We start from the raw sequence: 16,537 nt of genomic DNA, 5'->3' as shown, positions 1-16,537 counted from the left end.
GTGGGGGTGGGGGGGGGTGGTGGCCGCGGCGCCGCCCCCCCCCGGCCCCCCCCCGCTCGGCCGCCGCCCCCCCCCCCGGCGGCCCCCGGCGCCGCCCCCCCCCCCCCCCCCCCCCCCCCCCCCCCCCCCCCCCACGTCTCGGGGCATCGGTTCCCGCGCGGGCTCAGCCGTCCTCGCCGTCCGCCGCCTCGACCTCTTCGCGGGTGATACCCAGCAGATAGAGCACCGTGTCGAGGAACGGTACGTTCACCGCCGTGTGAGCCGCCTCGCGGACCACCGGCTTGGCGTTGAAGGCCACGCCCAGCCCCGCCGCGTTCAGCATGTCCAGATCGTTGGCCCCGTCGCCGATCGCGACCGTCTGCGCCAGCGGCACCCCCGCCTCGGCCGCGAACCTGCGCAGCAGCCTGGCCTTGCCCGCCCGGTCGACGATCTCGCCGACCACCCGGCCCGTGAGCTTCCCGTCCACGATCTCCAGCGTGTTGGCGGAGGCGAAATCCAGCCCCAGCTGATCCTGGAGCGCGTCGGTGACCTGGGTGAAGCCACCGGACACCACACCCACCTGGTATCCCAGTCGCTTGAGCGTACGGACCAGGGTGCGGGCCCCCGGCGTGAGCCGGACCTCCGCGCGCACCTTGTCCACCACCGAGGCGTCGAGCCCGGCGAGCAGCGCCACCCGGGCGTGCAGGGACTGCTCGAAGTCCAGCTCACCGCGCATGGCCCTGGCGGTCACCTCGGCCACCTGGTCCTCGCAGCCGGCGTGCGCCGCGAACATCTCGATGACCTCGTCCTGGATGAGCGTCGAGTCCACGTCCATCACCACGAGCCGCTGGGCCCGCCGGTACAGTCCGGCCGAGACCACCGCGACATCGACGCCGATCTCGGCGCCCGCCGTGGCCAGCGCCGTGCGCAGGGGTTCGGTCTCCACACCGGACACCGCGAACTCCACCGCCGTGACCGGGTACTTCGCGAGCCGGAAGATCCGGTCGATATTGCCGCCCGTGGCGGTGATGCTGGCCGCTATGGCGGCTGTCGACTCGGCGGTGAGCGGATTCCCGAGCACCGTGACATGGGAACGGCCGCTGCCGCGCGGCCGGTTGTCACCCGTGCCGGAGATGATCTCGGCCTGGAGCTTGAGCGAGTCGGTCCAGCTGTGCACGGTCGCCCGCAGCGCGCCCTCGCTCGTACCTCCCGCGGTGGGTGCGGTGATCAGCGCGCACAGGACGATACGGCCACGGGTGACGACCTGCTCGATGTCGATCACGTCGACGGAGTAGGCGGCGAGGGTGTCGAAGAGGCCGGCGGTGATCCCGGGGCGGTCCTTCCCGAAGATCTTGACCAGAAGAGTGGGGACATCGGCGGTCCGGGGTGGCTGAGATGCGCTCATGGTGGTTCCACCGTATCGGGCGGAGCGCGGATATCCGACGAGTGTTCCGCGTACCGGACGGCGTGCGAGCGGCCATGGCCCGATCGGATGCCACGGCCCGAACCGGCGGCCCTCCGTGAGCCCGGCCGGCGGACCATTTTTTGTCCCGGATGCACCATTACCGATATTCGCGCATGATCAGGGGCTTTTTATGGGCGCTTTATGTCGATCAGGGTCTTTCTTCCGCGCTGTTACATGCCTGTGCCGGTAATGCACCTGACCTGGCTTTCACAGAGGGGAGCGAGCCTGAAATAGTTCCCCACGATGTTCGCCGTCCCTAGACTCCCTGCGGTGGGGAAAATTCGGGGGAAAGACAAGTGGGGCATGGAGTGCCGGAACTCGTACTTGAATTGAACGGAAGAACCTGGACGCTCGATCCGTCCAGGTCGTACACCCTCGGACGTGATCCGCAGGGTGATCTGGTGATCGACGACGCCAGGGTCTCGTGGCGGCACGCCACCCTCAGCTGGGCCGGGCGCGGTTGGGTCATCGAGGACCACGGTTCCACCAACGGCACGTACGTCGAGGGCGGGCGGATCCAGCGGCTGGAGATCGGCGCGGGCTCGTCCGTGAACCTCGGGAACCCCACCGACGGCCCCCGGTTGAGCCTCACCGGAGGAGGGGCCGGGCAGGGCGCCGCCGGTGCGGCGTACAGCGATCACGCGGCCGAGACCCAACTGGCGCCGCACGTACGGCAGTCCCCGCGGCCCCAGGGGCAGCAGGCCCCCGACTGGGGCGGCCGGCCCGGGGCGCCGGCCCAGCAGCACGCACCCGCCCAGCAGCACGCACCCGCCCAGCAGCACGCGCCCGCCCAGCAGCAGGCATGGCCGCAGCCGCAGCAGCCCGCCCCGCGGCAGGACCGGCTGCCGCGTCAGCGGGAGGACGGCCCCGGCGACCGCTCCCCGGGCGGTGCCGCCGGCCCCGGCCGCGTCGGTGCGGCGGGAGCCGTGCCGTCGCACGGGGACCGCAGCCCGACCACCTTCCATCACTTCTCGCTCGGCCGGGTCATGCGCATCGGCCGCGCGCTGGAGAACGAACTGGTCGTCTCCGACCTCCAGGTCTCCCGGTACCACGCCGAGTTCACGGCGACCCCCGACGGCCGCTTCGAGATCCGCGACCTCGGATCCCACAACGGCACGTACGTCAACGGCCAGCCGATCGCCAAGTCCGCCACCGTGCTGCTCGGCCCCAGCGACATCGTCGGCGTCGGGCACTCGACCTTCCGGCTCGTCGGTGACCGGCTGGAGGAGTTCGTCGACACCGGCGAGGTGTCCTTCTCCGCCCGCCATCTGACGGTGACGGTCGACGGCGGGAAGCAGATCCTCAAGGACGTCTCCTTCGGCGTTCCCGAGAAGTCCCTGGTCGCGGTCATCGGCCCGTCCGGCTCCGGCAAATCCACCCTGCTCAAGGCGCTCACCGGCTACCGCCCCGCCGATCAGGGCGATGTCCTCTACGACCACCGGAACCTGTACAAGCAGTTCGCCGAGTTGCGCCAGCGCATCGGTCTGGTCCCGCAGGACGACATCCTGCACAAGGAGCTGACCATCAAGAAGGCGCTCAAGTACGCGGCCAGGCTCCGCTTCCCCGGCGACACCGCCGAGGCCGAGCGCGAGGCCCGGATCGGTGAGGTGCTGGGCGAGCTGAAGCTCGACATCCACAAGGACAAGAGGATCACCTCGCTCTCGGGCGGTCAGCGCAAGCGCGTCTCCGTCGCCCTGGAGCTGCTCACCAAGCCGTCGCTGATCTTCCTGGACGAGCCGACGTCCGGCCTCGACCCGGGCATGGACCGCGATGTCATGCAGCTGCTGCGCGGTCTGGCCGACGACGGCCGTACGGTCCTGGTCGTCACCCACTCCGTGGCCGAGCTGGCGATCTGCGACAAGCTGCTGGTCATGGCGCCCGGTGGCTCCGTCGCGTACTTCGGTCCGCCGGAGGAGGCGCTCAACTTCTTCGGCTACACCAGCTGGGCGGATGTCTTCTCGGCCTTCGAGAACTACCGCGACTACGACTGGGCGGGCCGCTGGCGCGGTTCGCAGCACTACCAGATGTACGCGGCGGACATCGACGCCGTCGCCGCCCAGTCCGTCCACATGCCGCCGCCGCAGCGGATGCGCCCGCCGAAGGCGCAGAGCTGGGGTTCCCAGCTCTGGACGCTGATCCGGCGCTATGTCTCGGTCATCGCGTCCGACAAGGGGTTCATGGCGCTGATGGTGGTCGTGCCCGCCGTGCTCGGGGTGGTCAGTACCGTCATCCCCGCGAAGTTCGGACTCGGCCCGCCCGAGCTGCCCTCCCGCTTCAACAGCGGTGCGGGGACGATCATGCTGGTCCTCACGGTCGGTATGTGCTTCGCCGGCGCGTCCAACTCCGTACGTGAGCTGATCAAGGAACGGGTGATCTACGAACGGGAACGGGCGACGGGGCTGTCCCGCTCCGCCTATCTGATGTCGAAGGTGATCACACTCGGTGTGATCACGGCGATCCAGGGCGTCATCATCTGCGCGATCGGCTTCTTTCCCCGCGCGCTGCCCGCCGAGGGCCTGATCATGCCCCCGGCCGTCGAGATGTGCGTCGTGGTGATCGTCCTGGGCGTCACCTCGATGATGTTCGGCCTGGTCATCTCCTCGCTGGTGAGGACCGCCGAGAAGACCATGCCGCTGCTGGTCATGTTCGCGATCGTCCAGGTCGTCTTCACCGGCGTCCTCTTCCAGCTGTTCGACTCACCGGGTCTGGAGCAGTTCGGCTGGCTGATGCCGGCCCGCTGGGCGATCGCGGGTACGGGGACGACGCTCGACCTCGCGCACCTCATGCCTCCCTGGGACGTCGACAACCCCACCAGCCTCGATCCCCTGTGGGAGCACTCGGTGGGCCAGTGGGCCACGAACGTCTCGGTCCTGCTCCTCATGGCGGTCGTCCTCGGCTTCGCGGTGGCGCGGCTGCTGCGCCGCCACGAGCCCGAGGTCATGCGCAAGTAGCGCCACGACGACAGCGCGCCGGAGGGCGGCACCCCCGTGGTGGGGGTGCCGCCCTCCGGCGCGCGTGGTGCCGGTCCGTGCCGGCCCGAACCGGTCCGTGCGTGGTGCGGGCCCGGATCAGTAGGCGCTGTTGACGTTGTCCATCGACCCGTACTTGTCCGCGGCGTAGTTGCACGCGGCCACGATGTTGGAGACCGGGTCGTAGATGTCGTTCGGCGTGCCCTTGACGTGGTAGCTCTTGAAGGTCGGCGGTATGACCTGGAGCAGGCCCTTCGAGGGGATGCCGTTCTGGGCGTTGACGTCCCAGAGGTTGATCGCCTTCGGGTTACCGCTCGACTCGCGGATGACGTTGCGGTGGATGCCTTCGTAGGAGCCGGGGATGCCGTGCTTCTTCATGATCGCCAGCGACTCGCGGATCCAGCCGTCCAGGTTGTTCGCGTAGACGGGCTTACGGGCGGCGGACCGGCTGGCGGCCGTCTTGTCGCGCTTCTTCGCGTCGGCCTTGGCCTTCGCCTCGGCCTTGGCCTTGGCGGCGGCCTTCGCCTTCGCGTCGGCTTCCGACTTCGTCTTGTCCGAGGCCGGGGCCTTGGCGACGCTGCTGACGGCGCTGGTGTGCTGCTTGGCGATGATCGCGTGCACGGCAGAAGCCTGGGAGCCGTCCGTGGTCGAGCTCCAGGCCACCTGCGAGGCGGACGCGGGCTTCGACTGGGACGTGGAGCCGGCCTCGGCGGAAGCGCCGTTGCCGGGAACCAGCGAGAACGTGACCGCGGCGACTCCGGCGGCGGCGACGCCGGCCATGGAAGCCTTCTGGGTTTTGTTCAGGCGACTGAGGCCAGGGGTGCGTGACGAGAACATAGAGACGTACCTCTTCGAATAGCGGGAGTCGCGGAGGCCGGACGGCCAGCCTGCTCGGCGGCGACGTCGGCAATTGTTAGCGGCCGCAAAATGCTGTGGCAAAGGTGTGACGTACGACCCGGGATAGTGGAGCGGGGCGCCACGAAGGCGCCCCGCCGACCGTTTATCCCGTGCTCACACCCTTTTATCCGTCGACTAGTGCTGTTCGTAAGTGATGTACGTCCTATGCCTGGGCTCACATCGCCGGCATGGCTACATGACCATGCGTTGCTTCAGCAATGCTCGTTGTGAGCGTTTTCCGAGGGCAGCAGGAGATGGACGTCCCCGAACTCGTGCCACAGGTAGAGCCGGCGCAGCGCTTCCCCGTATCCACGGGCCAGCGCCGCTTCCCCGGCGATCGCCTCCAGCATCAGCAGATGCGAGGCACGGGGCTCGTGCAGCCCGGTCAGCAGCCCGTCCACGGTCCGCACCCCGCGCCCCGGCGTCACCACCAGATCGGTCCAGCCCCCGGTCGCCCGCACACCGCCGCCGGCGACCGTCGCCGATTCCAGGGCCCGCACCGCCGTCGTACCGACCGCGATCACCCGCCCGCCGCCCGCCCTGGCGGCGTTCACCAGCCCGGCCGTGGTCCGCGGCACCTCGAAGCGCTCCGGGTACGGCGGCTCGTGCGCCTCGGTCGAGGCCACCCCCGTGTGCAGCGTCAGCGGCGCGAACAGCACCCCGCGGCTCACCAGCTCCGTGACCAGGTCCGTGGTGAAGGGCCGCGCGGCGCTCGGCATCTCGGCGGAGCCGGACCCGTCGGCGGTGGGCAGCGCGAACACGGTCTGGTAGACGCCGAGCGGCTGATCGCGCTCCGTGTACCCGTACCGGATGGGCCTGCCGTACCGGTCCAGCAGCCCCGGCACGGCACAGGAGACCCTCGCCCACCACAGCCGGGCCCCCTCGGCGGCCAGCGCCTCCTCCAGCACCAGCCGCTGCCCGCCCGGCAGCTCCACGAGCGCCCCCGCAGGGCCGCCGGGGCGGGGCAGCGTGGTGCCCGAGGCGTCCCCGTCGCGCGGCGTGCGCAGCTCGACCGCCCACCGGCCGTCGTCACCGCACGTCGAGAAGTGCACGACGACCCGTGACCCGCCCAGCCGCCCGCTGACCGCTGCGGGCAGCGTGGCCGAGGTGTTGACCACCAGGACGTCCCCGGCCCGCAGCAGCTCCGGCAGCTGCCGGAACGCGTGGTGCGACACCCGCGTGCCCCGGGAGACCAGCAGCCGGACATCGTCCCTGCCGCTGCCGCGCTGCTCCGCGGGCAGCCGGGCAGACAACTCATCGGGCACCGTCAGCTCCGCCAGGGCGGTCACTTCGTCACCCCGGTCAGCGCGGGCGCCGCGTACCGTCCGCTCGGCGGGCGCCGCTCCAGCAGCCCCAGGAAGCCCGGCACCACCGACTCCGGCCCCGGACGCGGCTCCGGGTCGTCCGGCACCGCCGCCGCGTACAGATCCGTCCCCATGTCCCCGGGGTCGACCGTCCACACCCGCAGCCCCGGCTCCTCGACCGAGAGCACCGCCGCGAGATGGTCCAGCGCCGCCTTGGACGCCCCGTACCCGCCCCAGGTCTCGTACGCCTCCGCCGCCGCGTCGGAACTGACGGCGACCACCGCGCCCGCCGCGCTCGCCCGCAGCAGCGGCAGCGCCTCCTGCACCAGGCCGAGCGCCGCCACCACATTGGTCTCCAGCGCCGCGCGCAGCCCCGCCAGCGGCAGCGCCTCCAGCCGTACGAGCGGTTCGGCCCCCAGCGCGCTGGCGTTGCTCACCACCAGATCGAGCCCGCCCAGCCCGCCGGCCGCGGCGACCAGCTCCGCCCGGTGCGCGGCGTCCGTCACGTCCCCGGCGACCGCCACCACCCTGGTCCCGTGCGCCCCGAGCGCGCGGGCCGTCTCCTCCAGTACGGGCGCGGTCCTGGCGTCCAGCACCAGATCCCAGCCCCGCCCGGCCAGCCCCGCGGCCAGCGCGCGCCCCAATCCCTTCGATGCCCCCGTGATGATCGCCACCGGCATGATGTCGCTCCTCGTCATCGGTACCGGCGTGCTCCACCGCAGCCGGTACCGCCAACGTAGAAACCCGCCCCCCGTCCGCGCCTCGGCCGCGGGCCCCGTCCGCGCGGGGCACTTCGAAGTAGGCCCCCGGCCCCGGTCCCGGGACCGAGGCCCCGGTCTCCGGACCCCGGCCCCGGTCCTAGGCCATCGGGCCCGGTCGCGTGGGGTCCTCAGCCCGATACGGTCCGTGCCACCCGCCGGTACGGTGAAGCCATGAGCCATCGCCCCAGCTCCGGCCTCGCGGCCGTGAGCACCGCGCTCCTCGCGATGAGCCGGCACCTGGAGGTCCGCGACGTCCTCAAGACGATCGTCGCCTCGGCCCGCGAACTCCTCGACGCCGAGTACGCGGCGCTCGGTGTGCCCGACGACCACGGGGGATTCGCCCAGTTCGTCGTGGACGGCGTCAGCGACGAACAGTGGAAGGCCATCGGCCCGCTCCCGCGCCAGCACGGCATCCTCGCCGCGATGCTCCACGAGGAGAAACCCGAGCGCCTCGCCGACGTGCGCCAGGACCCCCGCTTCGAGGGCTGGCCGCACGCCCACCCCGACATGTCGGACTTCCTGGGCGTGCCCGTCAGGGACGGCGACGCGACCATCGCGGCGCTCTTCCTCGCCAACAAGCGCTGCCCCAAGCCGGACGGCGGCTGCGGATTCACCGAGGGGGACGAGGAACTCCTCACGATCCTCGCCCAGCACGCCGCCATCGCCCTCACCAACGCCCGGCTCTACGAGCGCAGCCGCGAGCTGACCATCGTCGAGGAACGCTCGCGCCTCGCGCACGAGCTGCACGACGCCGTCAGCCAGAAACTCTTCTCCCTGCGGCTGACCGCGCAGGCCGCCGCCGCCCTGGTCGACCGCGATCCGGCCCGCGCCAAGGACGAACTCCAGCAGGTCGTCGCGCTGGCCGCCGAGGCCGCCGACGAGCTGCGCGCCGCCGTGGTCGAGCTGCGCCCCGCCGCCCTGGACGAGGACGGCCTCGTCGCCACGCTCCGCACCCAGATCCAGGTCCTGGACCGCGCCCACTCGGCCCGGGTCTCCTTCGACAGCTCGGGGATACGCGCCCTGCCGGCCGCCCAGGAGGAGGCACTGCTGCGCGTCGCCCAGGAGGCCCTGCACAACGCGCTGCGCCACTCCGGCGGCGACCGGGTCGAGGTCACCCTCGCCCGGCGCGGACCGGGCGCGGCGCTCAGCGTCACCGACAACGGAGCGGGCTTCGAACCCCGTACGGTCCGCAGAGCCGGCCGCCACCTGGGACTGGTCTCGATGCGGGACCGGGCGAGCGGGGTGGGCGGCAGACTCAGAGTGCGATCGGCGCCCGGCCGAGGCACCACGATCGAGATGGAGGTGCCGGGTGGCTGACAAGAAGATCCGGGTGGTGCTGGTCGACGACCACCAGGTGGTCCGCCGGGGACTGCGCACGTTCCTGGAGATCCAGGACGACATAGAGGTCGTGGGCGAGGCGTCCGACGGAGCCGGGGGCGTCGCCCGCACCGAGGAGCTGCGCCCCGATGTCGTGCTGATGGACATCAAGATGCCGGGCACCGACGGCATCCAGGCGCTGCGCAAGCTCCGGGAGCTGCAGAACCCGGCCCGGGTCCTGATCGTCACCAGCTTCACCGAACAGCGCACCGTCGTCCCCGCGCTGCGCGCCGGGGCGTTCGGCTACGTGTACAAGGACGTGGACCCCGAGGCGCTGGCCGGTGCGATCCGCTCCGTGCACGCGGGGCATGTCCTGCTCCAGCCGGAGGTCGCGGGCGCGCTGCTGGCACAGGACGACCCGGCCGGCGGCGGCCAGGGCCGGGGGACCTCGCTCACCGAGCGCGAGCGCGAGGTGCTCGGGCTGATCGCCGATGGGCGCTCCAACCGGGAGATCGCCCGTGCGCTGGTGCTCTCGGAGAAGACCGTCAAGACCCATGTGTCCAACATCCTGATGAAACTGGATCTCTCGGACCGCACACAGGCCGCGCTGTGGGCGGTACGGCACGGGCTGACGGACTGATCCGGCCGCCCGGACCGCGCGTTCGCCACCACCGGCGGCGCCCACGCCGACGGCCGGGCCGTGCACTCCCCGGGGGTCGGCTCCGGCAAGGTGGTCCAGGTCCCGGTCCACATCCCGGTCGACCTCACCGGCAACACGGTCGATGTCATCGGCCCGCTGAACCCGGCGTCCGGCAACGGCTCGGCGAACTTATGAGGGGCTTCCCCACCTCGGGGGCGCCGCCGCGCCGCCACCGCGTGTCACGGCGCCGCGGGCGGCGCGTCGCGCTCCCGCTCCTCCACGTACGCGTTGTACGCGGCCACCCGCGCCCGCCGCGCGCACCGCTCCACCGGCCGCAGCGCCTCCACCCGCGCCGCCATCTCCGACGCGCTCACCGCGCCGCCGTGCCCGTTCTCGTACGCCAGCGAGACCAGCAGCGTGATCCGCCGCGCCAGATGGGCCACCCGCACCGCGCGCGGCGGATAGCCGGGAGCCAGCACCTCGTGCTCCCGCTCCGCGCGCGACCGGTACGCGTCCAGCGCCGCCTCCGCCACCGGCCCCGAGGCCGCCACATCGAGCCGCGACAGCACCTCCGTCGCGTCCCGCAGCGCCTCCGCCAGCTCACGCTCGGCCTCACCCAGCGACGGCACGTCCGCCGGCGGCGCCTCCCGTACGGGCAGGCAGTGCCAGCGGACCTCCACATGAAGGTCCCCCTCCGGGCCGGCCTCGACCACCTCGGGCACCAGACCGTACGGCGCCCCCGCCGCGATCACGGCCTCCCCGGCGTCCAGCGCGCGGGCATTGAACTCCGGCGGCCCGCTGAGCCCCAGCGGATGCCCCGGCGCGGGCAGCGCCACCCGGAAACCGGTCACCCCGAGCGCCCGCAGCCGCCCCAGCGCGAGCGTCAGCCCGACGGGACCGGTCTCGCCCGGCAGCCCCTCCACCCGGTGCGACGCGTCGTCGCCGACCACGGCGAGCACGGCGTCGTCCGGCGATACAAACCCGGCCAACAGGGCATTTCCCCAAGCGGCCAGCAGTCCTGAACGTGGTTGCGAAAGCATGCGCCCAGCCTAGGGAACGGACCTCGGGACCGGACCACTCGACCGGTGGCGTAGGTTTTCCCATGGGGGCCGCGCCTACAGGCGCACCCGAAACTCAAGACGATTGCATGGGGAGACAACGCGCTCATGAGCGATGTACTGGAGCTGGTGGACGTATCCGTGGTCCGCGACGGACGCGCTCTGGTGGAAGATGTCTCCTGGTCGGTGAAGGAGGGGGAGCGCTGGGTGATCCTCGGCCCCAACGGCGCCGGCAAGACCACCCTGCTCAACCTCGCGTCCAGCTATCTCTTCCCGACCTCCGGCGACGTCACCATCCTCGGTGAGCGGCTCGGCAAGGTCGACGTCTTCGACCTCCGCCCCCGCATCGGCATGGCCGGCATCGCCATGTCCGAGAAGCTGCCCAAGCGCCAGACCGTCCTCCAGACCGTCCTCACGGCCGCCTACGGCATGACCGCGACCTGGAACGAGGACTACGACGCCGTCGACGAACAGCGCGCCCGCGCCTTCCTCGACCGGCTCGGCATGACCGAGTTCCTCGACCGCCGCTTCGGCACGCTCTCCGAGGGAGAGCGCAAGCGCACCCTGATCGCCCGCGCCATGATGACCGACCCCGAACTGCTGCTCCTGGACGAGCCCGCCGCCGGGCTCGACCTCGGGGGCCGCGAGGACCTGGTACGGCGGCTCGGCCGGCTCGCCCGCGACCCGTACGCCCCCTCCATGATCATGGTGACCCACCATGTCGAGGAGATCGCCCCCGGCTTCACCCACGTCCTCATGATCCGCCAGGGCAAGGTGCTCGCGGCCGGTCCCATGGAGATGGAACTGACCTCGCGCAACCTCTCCCTCTGCTTCGGCCTGCCCCTCCTCGTCGAGCGCACCGGCGAGCGCTGGACCGCGCACGGACTCCCGCTCGGCTGAGCTGACCTGATATCGCCCCTGTCGGGAGGGGGATGGTCGCCCCTACCATGAACATGTGGAAATCGACGCGTGGGTGTGGTGGCTGATCGGGGCCGTCGGGCTGGGTATTCCGCTGGTCGTCACGGCGATGCCCGAGTTCGGCATGTTCTCCGCCGGAGCGGTCGCCGCCGCGATCACGGCGGCGCTCGGCGGCGGTGTCGTCGCCCAAGTCCTGGTGTTCGTCGTGGTGTCGGTCGCTCTCATCGCCGTCGTACGGCCCTACGCGGCCCGGCAGCGCAGCGCCAACCCCGACGCCAACACCGGAATCGACGCACTGAAGGGCCGTCAGGCCGTCGTCCTGGAACGGGTGGACCGCGCCGGAGGCCGGATCAAACTCGCCGGCGAGGTGTGGTCGGCACGCAGCTATGACGAGAACCTCTCGTTCGAACCCGGCGAGGACGTCGACGTCGTGGAGATCGACGGAGCGACAGCCGTCGTGATGTGAGCCAACCCGGCCGAACGGTCACCACGTTGGCCCAATGTCTGAGAAACTCGATCATCAGAACATCCGGCGGCGAAGGGCCCGAGGAACGCGATGCCATCAATCATCATCGTCCTGGTCATCCTGGTGGTGCTTGTATTCATCGCCCTGATCAAGACCATCCAGGTCATCCCACAGGCGAGCGCCGCCATCGTGGAGCGGTTCGGCCGCTACACCCGCACGCTCAACGCGGGCCTGAACATCGTGGTCCCGTTCATCGACTCGATCCGTAACCGCATCGACCTCCGTGAACAGGTCGTCCCGTTCCCGCCCCAGCCGGTGATCACCCAGGACAACCTGGTGGTCAACATCGACACCGTCATCTACTACCAGGTGACCGACGCCAGGGCCGCGACCTACGAAGTCGCCAGTTACATTCAGGCCATTGAGCAGCTCACCGTCACCACCCTGCGCAACATCATCGGCGGCATGGACCTGGAGCGGACCCTCACCTCCCGCGAGGAGATCAACGCGGCCCTGCGCGGCGTCCTCGACGAAGCCACCGGCAAGTGGGGCATCCGCGTCAACCGCGTCGAACTGAAGGCGATCGAACCGCCCACCTCCATCCAGGACTCGATGGAGAAGCAGATGCGCGCCGACCGGGACAAGCGCGCCGCGATCCTCACCGCCGAAGGTATCCGCCAGTCGCAGATCCTCACCGCGGAGGGCGAGAAGCAGTCCGCGATCCTGCGCGCCGAAGGTGAGGCCAAGGCCGCCGCACTGCGCGCCGAGGGTGAGGCCCAGGCCATCCGCACGGTCTTCGAATCCATCCACGCGGGCGACCCGGACCAGAAGCTCCTCGCCTACCAGTACCTCCAGATGCTCCCCAAGATCGCCGAGGGCGACGCCAACAAGCTCTGGATCGTGCCCAGCGAGATCGGCGACGCCCTCAAGGGACTCAGCGGAGCCTTCGACAACCTCGGCGGCGGAATGCCCGGCTTCAACACCGGCAAGGAGCGCAGGCAGACCCCACCGCTCGACTGATCGCCCGGTCCGGGGCCGCCGCACCCCCCGGATCGACCCCGCTCGTCCGAATCATCCGCTCCTTCGGGCATGATCGGTGCCACCGGCACCGATCACCGAAGGGCAACACACCGTGACCATCTGGGAGATGCTCGCCGTCTTCGCGGCGGGTATCAGCGCCGGCACGATCAACACCATCGTCGGCTCCGGCACGCTGATCACCTTCCCCGTACTCCTGGCGACGGGCCTCCCCCCCGGTCACCGCGACCGTCTCCAACGCACTCGGGCTGATACCGGGCTCCGTCAGCGGAGCCATCGGCTACCGCGCCGAACTCGCCGGCCAGGGCCGCCGCGTCCTGCGGCTCAGCGGCGCGGCGCTCGTCGGCGGACTCTGCGGCGCGACCCTGCTGCTGGTCCTGCCCTCGACGGCGTTCGAGACGATCGTGCCCGTCCTGGTCACCCTCGCCCTGGTACTGGTGATCCTCCAGCCCCGGCTGGCCAAGGCCGTCCAGGCCCGCCGCGCCCGTACCGGCACCACCGCCCGCCCCAACGGCGGCCCGCTCCTGTTCACCGGGCTCCTGCTCGCGAGCGTCTACGGCGGCTACTTCACCGCGGCCCAGGGGATCATCTACCTCTCCCTGATGGGCATGCTGCTCGACGACACCCTGCAACGCCTCAACGCGGTCAAGAACGTCCTCGCCGCTGTCGTCAACGGGGTCGCGGCCCTCTTCTTCCTCTTCGTCGCCGAATTCGACTGGACGGCCGTCGTCCTCATCGCCGTGGGCTCGGCACTCGGCGGGCAGCTCGGCGCCAAGGTCGGACGCCGGCTGCCGCCCACGGCACTGCGCGCCATCGTCGTCCTGGTCGGTGTGGTCGCCATCGTGCAACTGCTCGTCCGCAAGTACGGCTGAGCCGGACCTCACCGAACCCGACCCGAACCGGCCCTACGCGGAGCCGAACCGGCCCTACGCGGCGGGCAGTACGGTCCGGATGTCCTCGGCCGGTTGGCCGGTCAGCCAGTGCGGCAGGTCGGAGCGCTCGCCGGCCCGCAGCGTGAGCAGCATCGCCTCGGCCGGGGAGGGCACGAACGGCTGGCGCAGCAGCGGCATTCCCGCCTGCTCCGGCGTGCGGTCGGCCTTGCGGTGGTTGTCCTCGGCGCAGGAAGCGACCGTGTTCAGCCAGTTGTCCCCGCCACCCCGGGAGCGCGGCACCACATGGTCCACGGTCGTCGCGCGCCTGCCGCAGTAGGCGCACCGGTGCTGGTCCCGTATCAGCACCCCCCGTCTCGACCACGGTGCCTGTCTTCGGAACGGCACCCGGACGAAACGGCAGAGCCTGATCACCCGGGGCACCGGAAGTTCGAACGCGGCCGCGCGCACACGCAGCGCGGGATGGGCCTGCTCGACGACGGCCTTGTCCTGGAGCACCAGCACCACCGCGCGATTGAGCGTCACCGTCGAGAGCGGCTCGAAGCTCGCATTCAGCACCAGGGTGTCCCGCATCCTGTCCACCTCCCGTGTTCGCCGGCCCCGCCCCGTCGACAAGGCTTCGGGCTTGGATCAACTCTGGCCGGGCACGCCGAGAGGGACAACACAATAAAAAATGCCCTGCCCTGGTCTCTCCAAGACCGGGGCAGGGCAAACAAAAAGCAAACGGTCAGCCTCCCGCAGGGGCCGTGTACTCCCCGGCGAGCCGGGCGCGCGCCGGCGTGTGGAACCGCGGATTCAACCCGACGAGGGCCGGTGACGCGTCCCGGTCGGGACCGAGCTGCCCGCTGTCCACCGCGTGGACGGTGCACACACAGCGGCGCGCCGGATCGCCGGGCGGTGGAGCGGAGCCGCCGAAGTCCACCAGCCCGGATCCTTTCCTGCTAGAACCAGTTACGACGGCCACCGACCTCGGCGAGCCACTGGTTGAGGTAGGCGGGCCAGTCGGTGCCGTGGAAGTCGCCGAGCCCCACCTGGAACGCCCGGAACGAGTCGCTTCCCTCGGTGAACAGCCCGGGCTTCTTGTCCATCTCCAGGATCACGTCCATCTCCCGGTCGTCCGCGATGAAGGTCAGCTCGACCTGGTTCAGCCCCCGGTACTGCTCCGGCGCGAAGAACTCGATCTCCTGGTAGAAGGGCAGCCGCTGGCGGGTCCCGCGGATGTGCCCCCGCTCCAGGTCCGCGCTCTTGAAACGGAATCCGAGGTGGGTGAAGGCGTCCAGGATCGCCTGCTGGGCCGGCAGCGGATGGACATGGATGGGGTCCAGGTCGCTGTTGTCCACCGCCCGCGCGATGTCCAGCTCGGTGGTCACCCCGACGTCCATCCCGCGCAGCTGCTGGCCCTCGATGGTGGTGATCGGGGTCTCCCAGGGGATCTCCAGACCGAACGGAACGACATGGGTCGCCCCGGCCTGCACCTCGAAGGCGCCGCCGATGTGTTCCTTGGCGAACTGGATGTCCTGCTTGACCTCCTGGTCGCCGCTCTCCACTTCGACCCGGGCCTGGAGTCCGACCGAGAGCCCCTGGATCTGCTGGTTCACCGAACCGCCCTCCAGCCGCACTTCCCCCTGAACGACCCCGCCGGGCACCACGTTCGGCTCGGTCAGCTCCGTCTCGACCGTCGCTCCACCGGCGCCGAGGCTCGCGAGCAGCTTCTTGAAGCCCATGTGTCCACTTCTTCCTTCTCAGGTTCCCGTTATCGAGGTCCCACGCGGTGCTGACCTCTACATACGCGCCCTGACCGTAACCGGTTCCCGAGTACGCTCGTACGTCATGACCGAGACCCCCGACCGCCTGCCGCTGCCCAGGGAGTTCTTCGACCGGCCGGTCCTGGACGTCGCCCCCGACCTGCTCGGCCGCACGCTGGTGCGGAACACGGACGAAGGGCCCATCGAACTCCGGCTCACCGAGGTGGAGGCGTACGCAGGCGAGATCGACCCGGGCTCCCACGCTTACCGGGGCCGCACGGCCCGGAACGCGGTGATGTTCGGCCCGCCCGGACATGGATACGTCTACTTCACCTACGGGATGTGGCACTGCCTCAACCTGGTGTGCGGCCCGGAGGGCACCGCGAGCGGCGTGCTGCTCAGAGGCGGCGAGATCCAGGTGGGTGCCGAGCGGGCACGCAAACGCCGCCTTTCGGCCCGGTACGACAGAGAACTCGCCAAAGGCCCGGCCCGCCTGGCCACCGCCCTCGATGTCGGCCTCGCCCTGGACGGCACGGACGTCTGCGCCGGCCCCGACGCCGCACTGTCCGTTCTCACCGGCACCCCCGCCCCCAAAGACCAGGTCCGCAGTGGTCCGCGCACCGGAGTCTCCGGAGCGGGCGGCGACGCGACCCTCCACCCCTGGCGCTTCTGGATCGACGGCGACCCGTCGGTGAGCCCCTATCGGCCCCACGTTCCGCGACGCCGCCGAACTTGACTCGCCCCTGCCGGACCCCTAATGTAGTCCGAGCCGCTTTCAACGGAGCACTGCTGTTCAGCAGCTCCGGAGCGGTCACCCACTCTCTAGTTGCAACCCTTACGGGTAGGGATTTCGGCATGCCGAAATTCAGACCCACCGGCTCGATTATGAGTCGGACGAGGATTCAGCTAAAGTAGTGAACAGCCGAGAGGCGAAGCCGAAAGGCAAAAGGCCAATCCAAAGGCCATCAGAATTCTGGAAGCGAAACACCGCCGAGAGAGTCTGATAGAGTCGGAAACGCAAGACGGAAACAAAACAAAGAAACACCGAAGGGAAGCGCCCGGAGGAAAGCCCCAGAAAATGTTCTGTGGG

The 16,537-nt window shown here is 70.5% G+C and carries 16 protein-coding genes and 2 pseudogenes; 9 read left to right on the top strand and 9 right to left on the bottom strand.

Translation table 11 applies throughout. From position 1 onward, the window contains the following. Positions 1-163: 163 nt before the first annotated feature. Complete coding sequence (gene serB / locus ACFY6S_RS07545) at positions 164-1,384, bottom strand: phosphoserine phosphatase SerB (protein ID WP_388819907.1); 1,221 nt, start codon at positions 1,382-1,384, stop codon at positions 164-166. Positions 1,385-1,740: 356 nt separating this feature from the next. On the opposite strand from serB, the gene ACFY6S_RS07540 reads away from it, so the two are divergent. Further along, on the top strand, positions 1,741-4,395 hold the full coding sequence (locus ACFY6S_RS07540) for an FHA domain-containing protein (protein WP_388819904.1): 2,655 nt from the start codon (positions 1,741-1,743) through the stop codon (positions 4,393-4,395). Positions 4,396-4,512: 117 nt separating this feature from the next. On the opposite strand, the gene ACFY6S_RS07535 is transcribed toward ACFY6S_RS07540, so the two are convergent. The 3 genes from ACFY6S_RS07535 to ACFY6S_RS07525 all read right to left on the bottom strand — a co-directional run bounded on the left by ACFY6S_RS07535 (position 4,513) and on the right by ACFY6S_RS07525 (position 7,294). Beyond that, a complete protein-coding gene (locus ACFY6S_RS07535; protein WP_388819901.1) occupies positions 4,513-5,250 on the bottom strand; it encodes a transglycosylase SLT domain-containing protein in 738 nt (245 codons plus the stop codon). Positions 5,251-5,522: 272 nt separating this feature from the next. Further along, positions 5,523-6,599: an S-adenosylmethionine:tRNA ribosyltransferase-isomerase gene (locus ACFY6S_RS07530; protein ID WP_388819898.1), complete on the bottom strand. Its 1,077-nt coding sequence runs from the start codon at positions 6,597-6,599 to the stop codon at positions 5,523-5,525. Further along, complete coding sequence (locus ACFY6S_RS07525) at positions 6,596-7,294, bottom strand: SDR family NAD(P)-dependent oxidoreductase (RefSeq protein WP_388821530.1); 699 nt, start codon at positions 7,292-7,294, stop codon at positions 6,596-6,598. The genes ACFY6S_RS07530 and ACFY6S_RS07525 overlap by 4 nt, the downstream gene beginning before the upstream one ends. Positions 7,295-7,546: 252 nt before the next feature. Here ACFY6S_RS07525 and ACFY6S_RS07520 point away from each other — a divergent pair, with 252 nt between their 5' ends. The 3 genes and pseudogenes from ACFY6S_RS07520 to ACFY6S_RS07510 form a co-directional block, all read left to right on the top strand. Continuing rightward, a complete protein-coding gene (locus tag ACFY6S_RS07520) occupies positions 7,547-8,692 on the top strand; it encodes a GAF domain-containing sensor histidine kinase (protein ID WP_388819895.1) in 1,146 nt (381 codons plus the stop codon). Further along, positions 8,685-9,332, top strand: coding sequence for a response regulator (locus ACFY6S_RS07515; RefSeq protein WP_388819892.1), 648 nt, complete (start codon positions 8,685-8,687; stop codon positions 9,330-9,332). Before ACFY6S_RS07520 ends, ACFY6S_RS07515 begins: the two co-directional genes overlap by 8 nt. A gap of 36 nt (positions 9,333-9,368) precedes the next feature. Next, positions 9,369-9,527, top strand: a pseudogene (locus tag ACFY6S_RS07510) (chaplin); the annotation flags it as partial. Positions 9,528-9,571: 44 nt separating this feature from the next. On the opposite strand, the gene ACFY6S_RS07505 reads toward ACFY6S_RS07510, so the two are convergent. After that, on the bottom strand, positions 9,572-10,372 hold the full coding sequence (locus ACFY6S_RS07505) for a hypothetical protein (protein WP_388819889.1): 801 nt from the start codon (positions 10,370-10,372) through the stop codon (positions 9,572-9,574). A 126-nt stretch (positions 10,373-10,498) separates the two neighbouring features. Between ACFY6S_RS07505 and ACFY6S_RS07500 the strand changes: the two genes are divergently transcribed. From ACFY6S_RS07500 to ACFY6S_RS07490, 3 genes are all read left to right on the top strand, one after another. Continuing rightward, positions 10,499-11,290 carry an ABC transporter ATP-binding protein gene (locus tag ACFY6S_RS07500; protein ID WP_388819886.1) on the top strand — a complete coding sequence of 264 codons (792 nt, stop codon included), beginning with the start codon at positions 10,499-10,501 and terminating at the stop codon, positions 11,288-11,290. Positions 11,291-11,345: 55 nt separating this feature from the next. Beyond that, positions 11,346-11,774 (top strand): NfeD family protein, encoded by a 429-nt coding sequence (locus ACFY6S_RS07495; RefSeq protein ID WP_388819883.1) that lies wholly within the window; start codon positions 11,346-11,348, stop codon positions 11,772-11,774. A 90-nt stretch (positions 11,775-11,864) separates the two neighbouring features. After that, a complete protein-coding gene (locus ACFY6S_RS07490; protein WP_384193877.1) occupies positions 11,865-12,794 on the top strand; it encodes an SPFH domain-containing protein in 930 nt (309 codons plus the stop codon). Positions 12,795-12,845: 51 nt separating this feature from the next. On the opposite strand, the gene ACFY6S_RS07485 is transcribed toward ACFY6S_RS07490, so the two are convergent. Then, positions 12,846-12,995 carry a hypothetical protein gene (locus ACFY6S_RS07485; protein WP_388821644.1) on the bottom strand — a complete coding sequence of 50 codons (150 nt, stop codon included), beginning with the start codon at positions 12,993-12,995 and terminating at the stop codon, positions 12,846-12,848. On the opposite strand from ACFY6S_RS07485, the pseudogene ACFY6S_RS07480 reads away from it, so the two are divergent. After that, positions 12,922-13,684: pseudogene (locus tag ACFY6S_RS07480) on the top strand (sulfite exporter TauE/SafE family protein). The gene ACFY6S_RS07485 and the pseudogene ACFY6S_RS07480 sit on opposite strands and share 74 nt — an antisense overlap. Positions 13,685-13,738: 54 nt before the next feature. On the opposite strand, the gene ACFY6S_RS07475 reads toward ACFY6S_RS07480, so the two are convergent. Further along, a complete protein-coding gene (locus ACFY6S_RS07475; protein ID WP_388819880.1) occupies positions 13,739-14,275 on the bottom strand; it encodes an HNH endonuclease in 537 nt (178 codons plus the stop codon). Positions 14,276-14,643: 368 nt separating this feature from the next. Next, on the bottom strand, positions 14,644-15,426 hold the full coding sequence (locus ACFY6S_RS07470; protein WP_388819877.1) for a sporulation protein: 783 nt from the start codon (positions 15,424-15,426) through the stop codon (positions 14,644-14,646). A gap of 106 nt (positions 15,427-15,532) precedes the next feature. Here ACFY6S_RS07470 and ACFY6S_RS07465 point away from each other — a divergent pair, with 106 nt between their 5' ends. Continuing rightward, positions 15,533-16,183, top strand: a complete 651-nt coding sequence (locus tag ACFY6S_RS07465) for a DNA-3-methyladenine glycosylase (RefSeq protein WP_388819874.1) — start codon at positions 15,533-15,535, stop codon at positions 16,181-16,183. 147 nt (positions 16,184-16,330) lie between these two features. Here ACFY6S_RS07465 and ACFY6S_RS07460 read toward each other — a convergent pair. Beyond that, a partial coding sequence (locus ACFY6S_RS07460) for a hypothetical protein (RefSeq protein WP_388819871.1) occupies positions 16,331-16,537 on the bottom strand: 207 nt, incomplete at its 5' end.

It is taken from the genome of Streptomyces sp. NPDC012835 (assembly GCF_042900885.1).
Lineage (GTDB): Bacteria > Actinomycetota > Actinomycetes > Streptomycetales > Streptomycetaceae > Streptomyces.
This window is presented reverse-complemented; position numbering and strand designations above follow the sequence as displayed.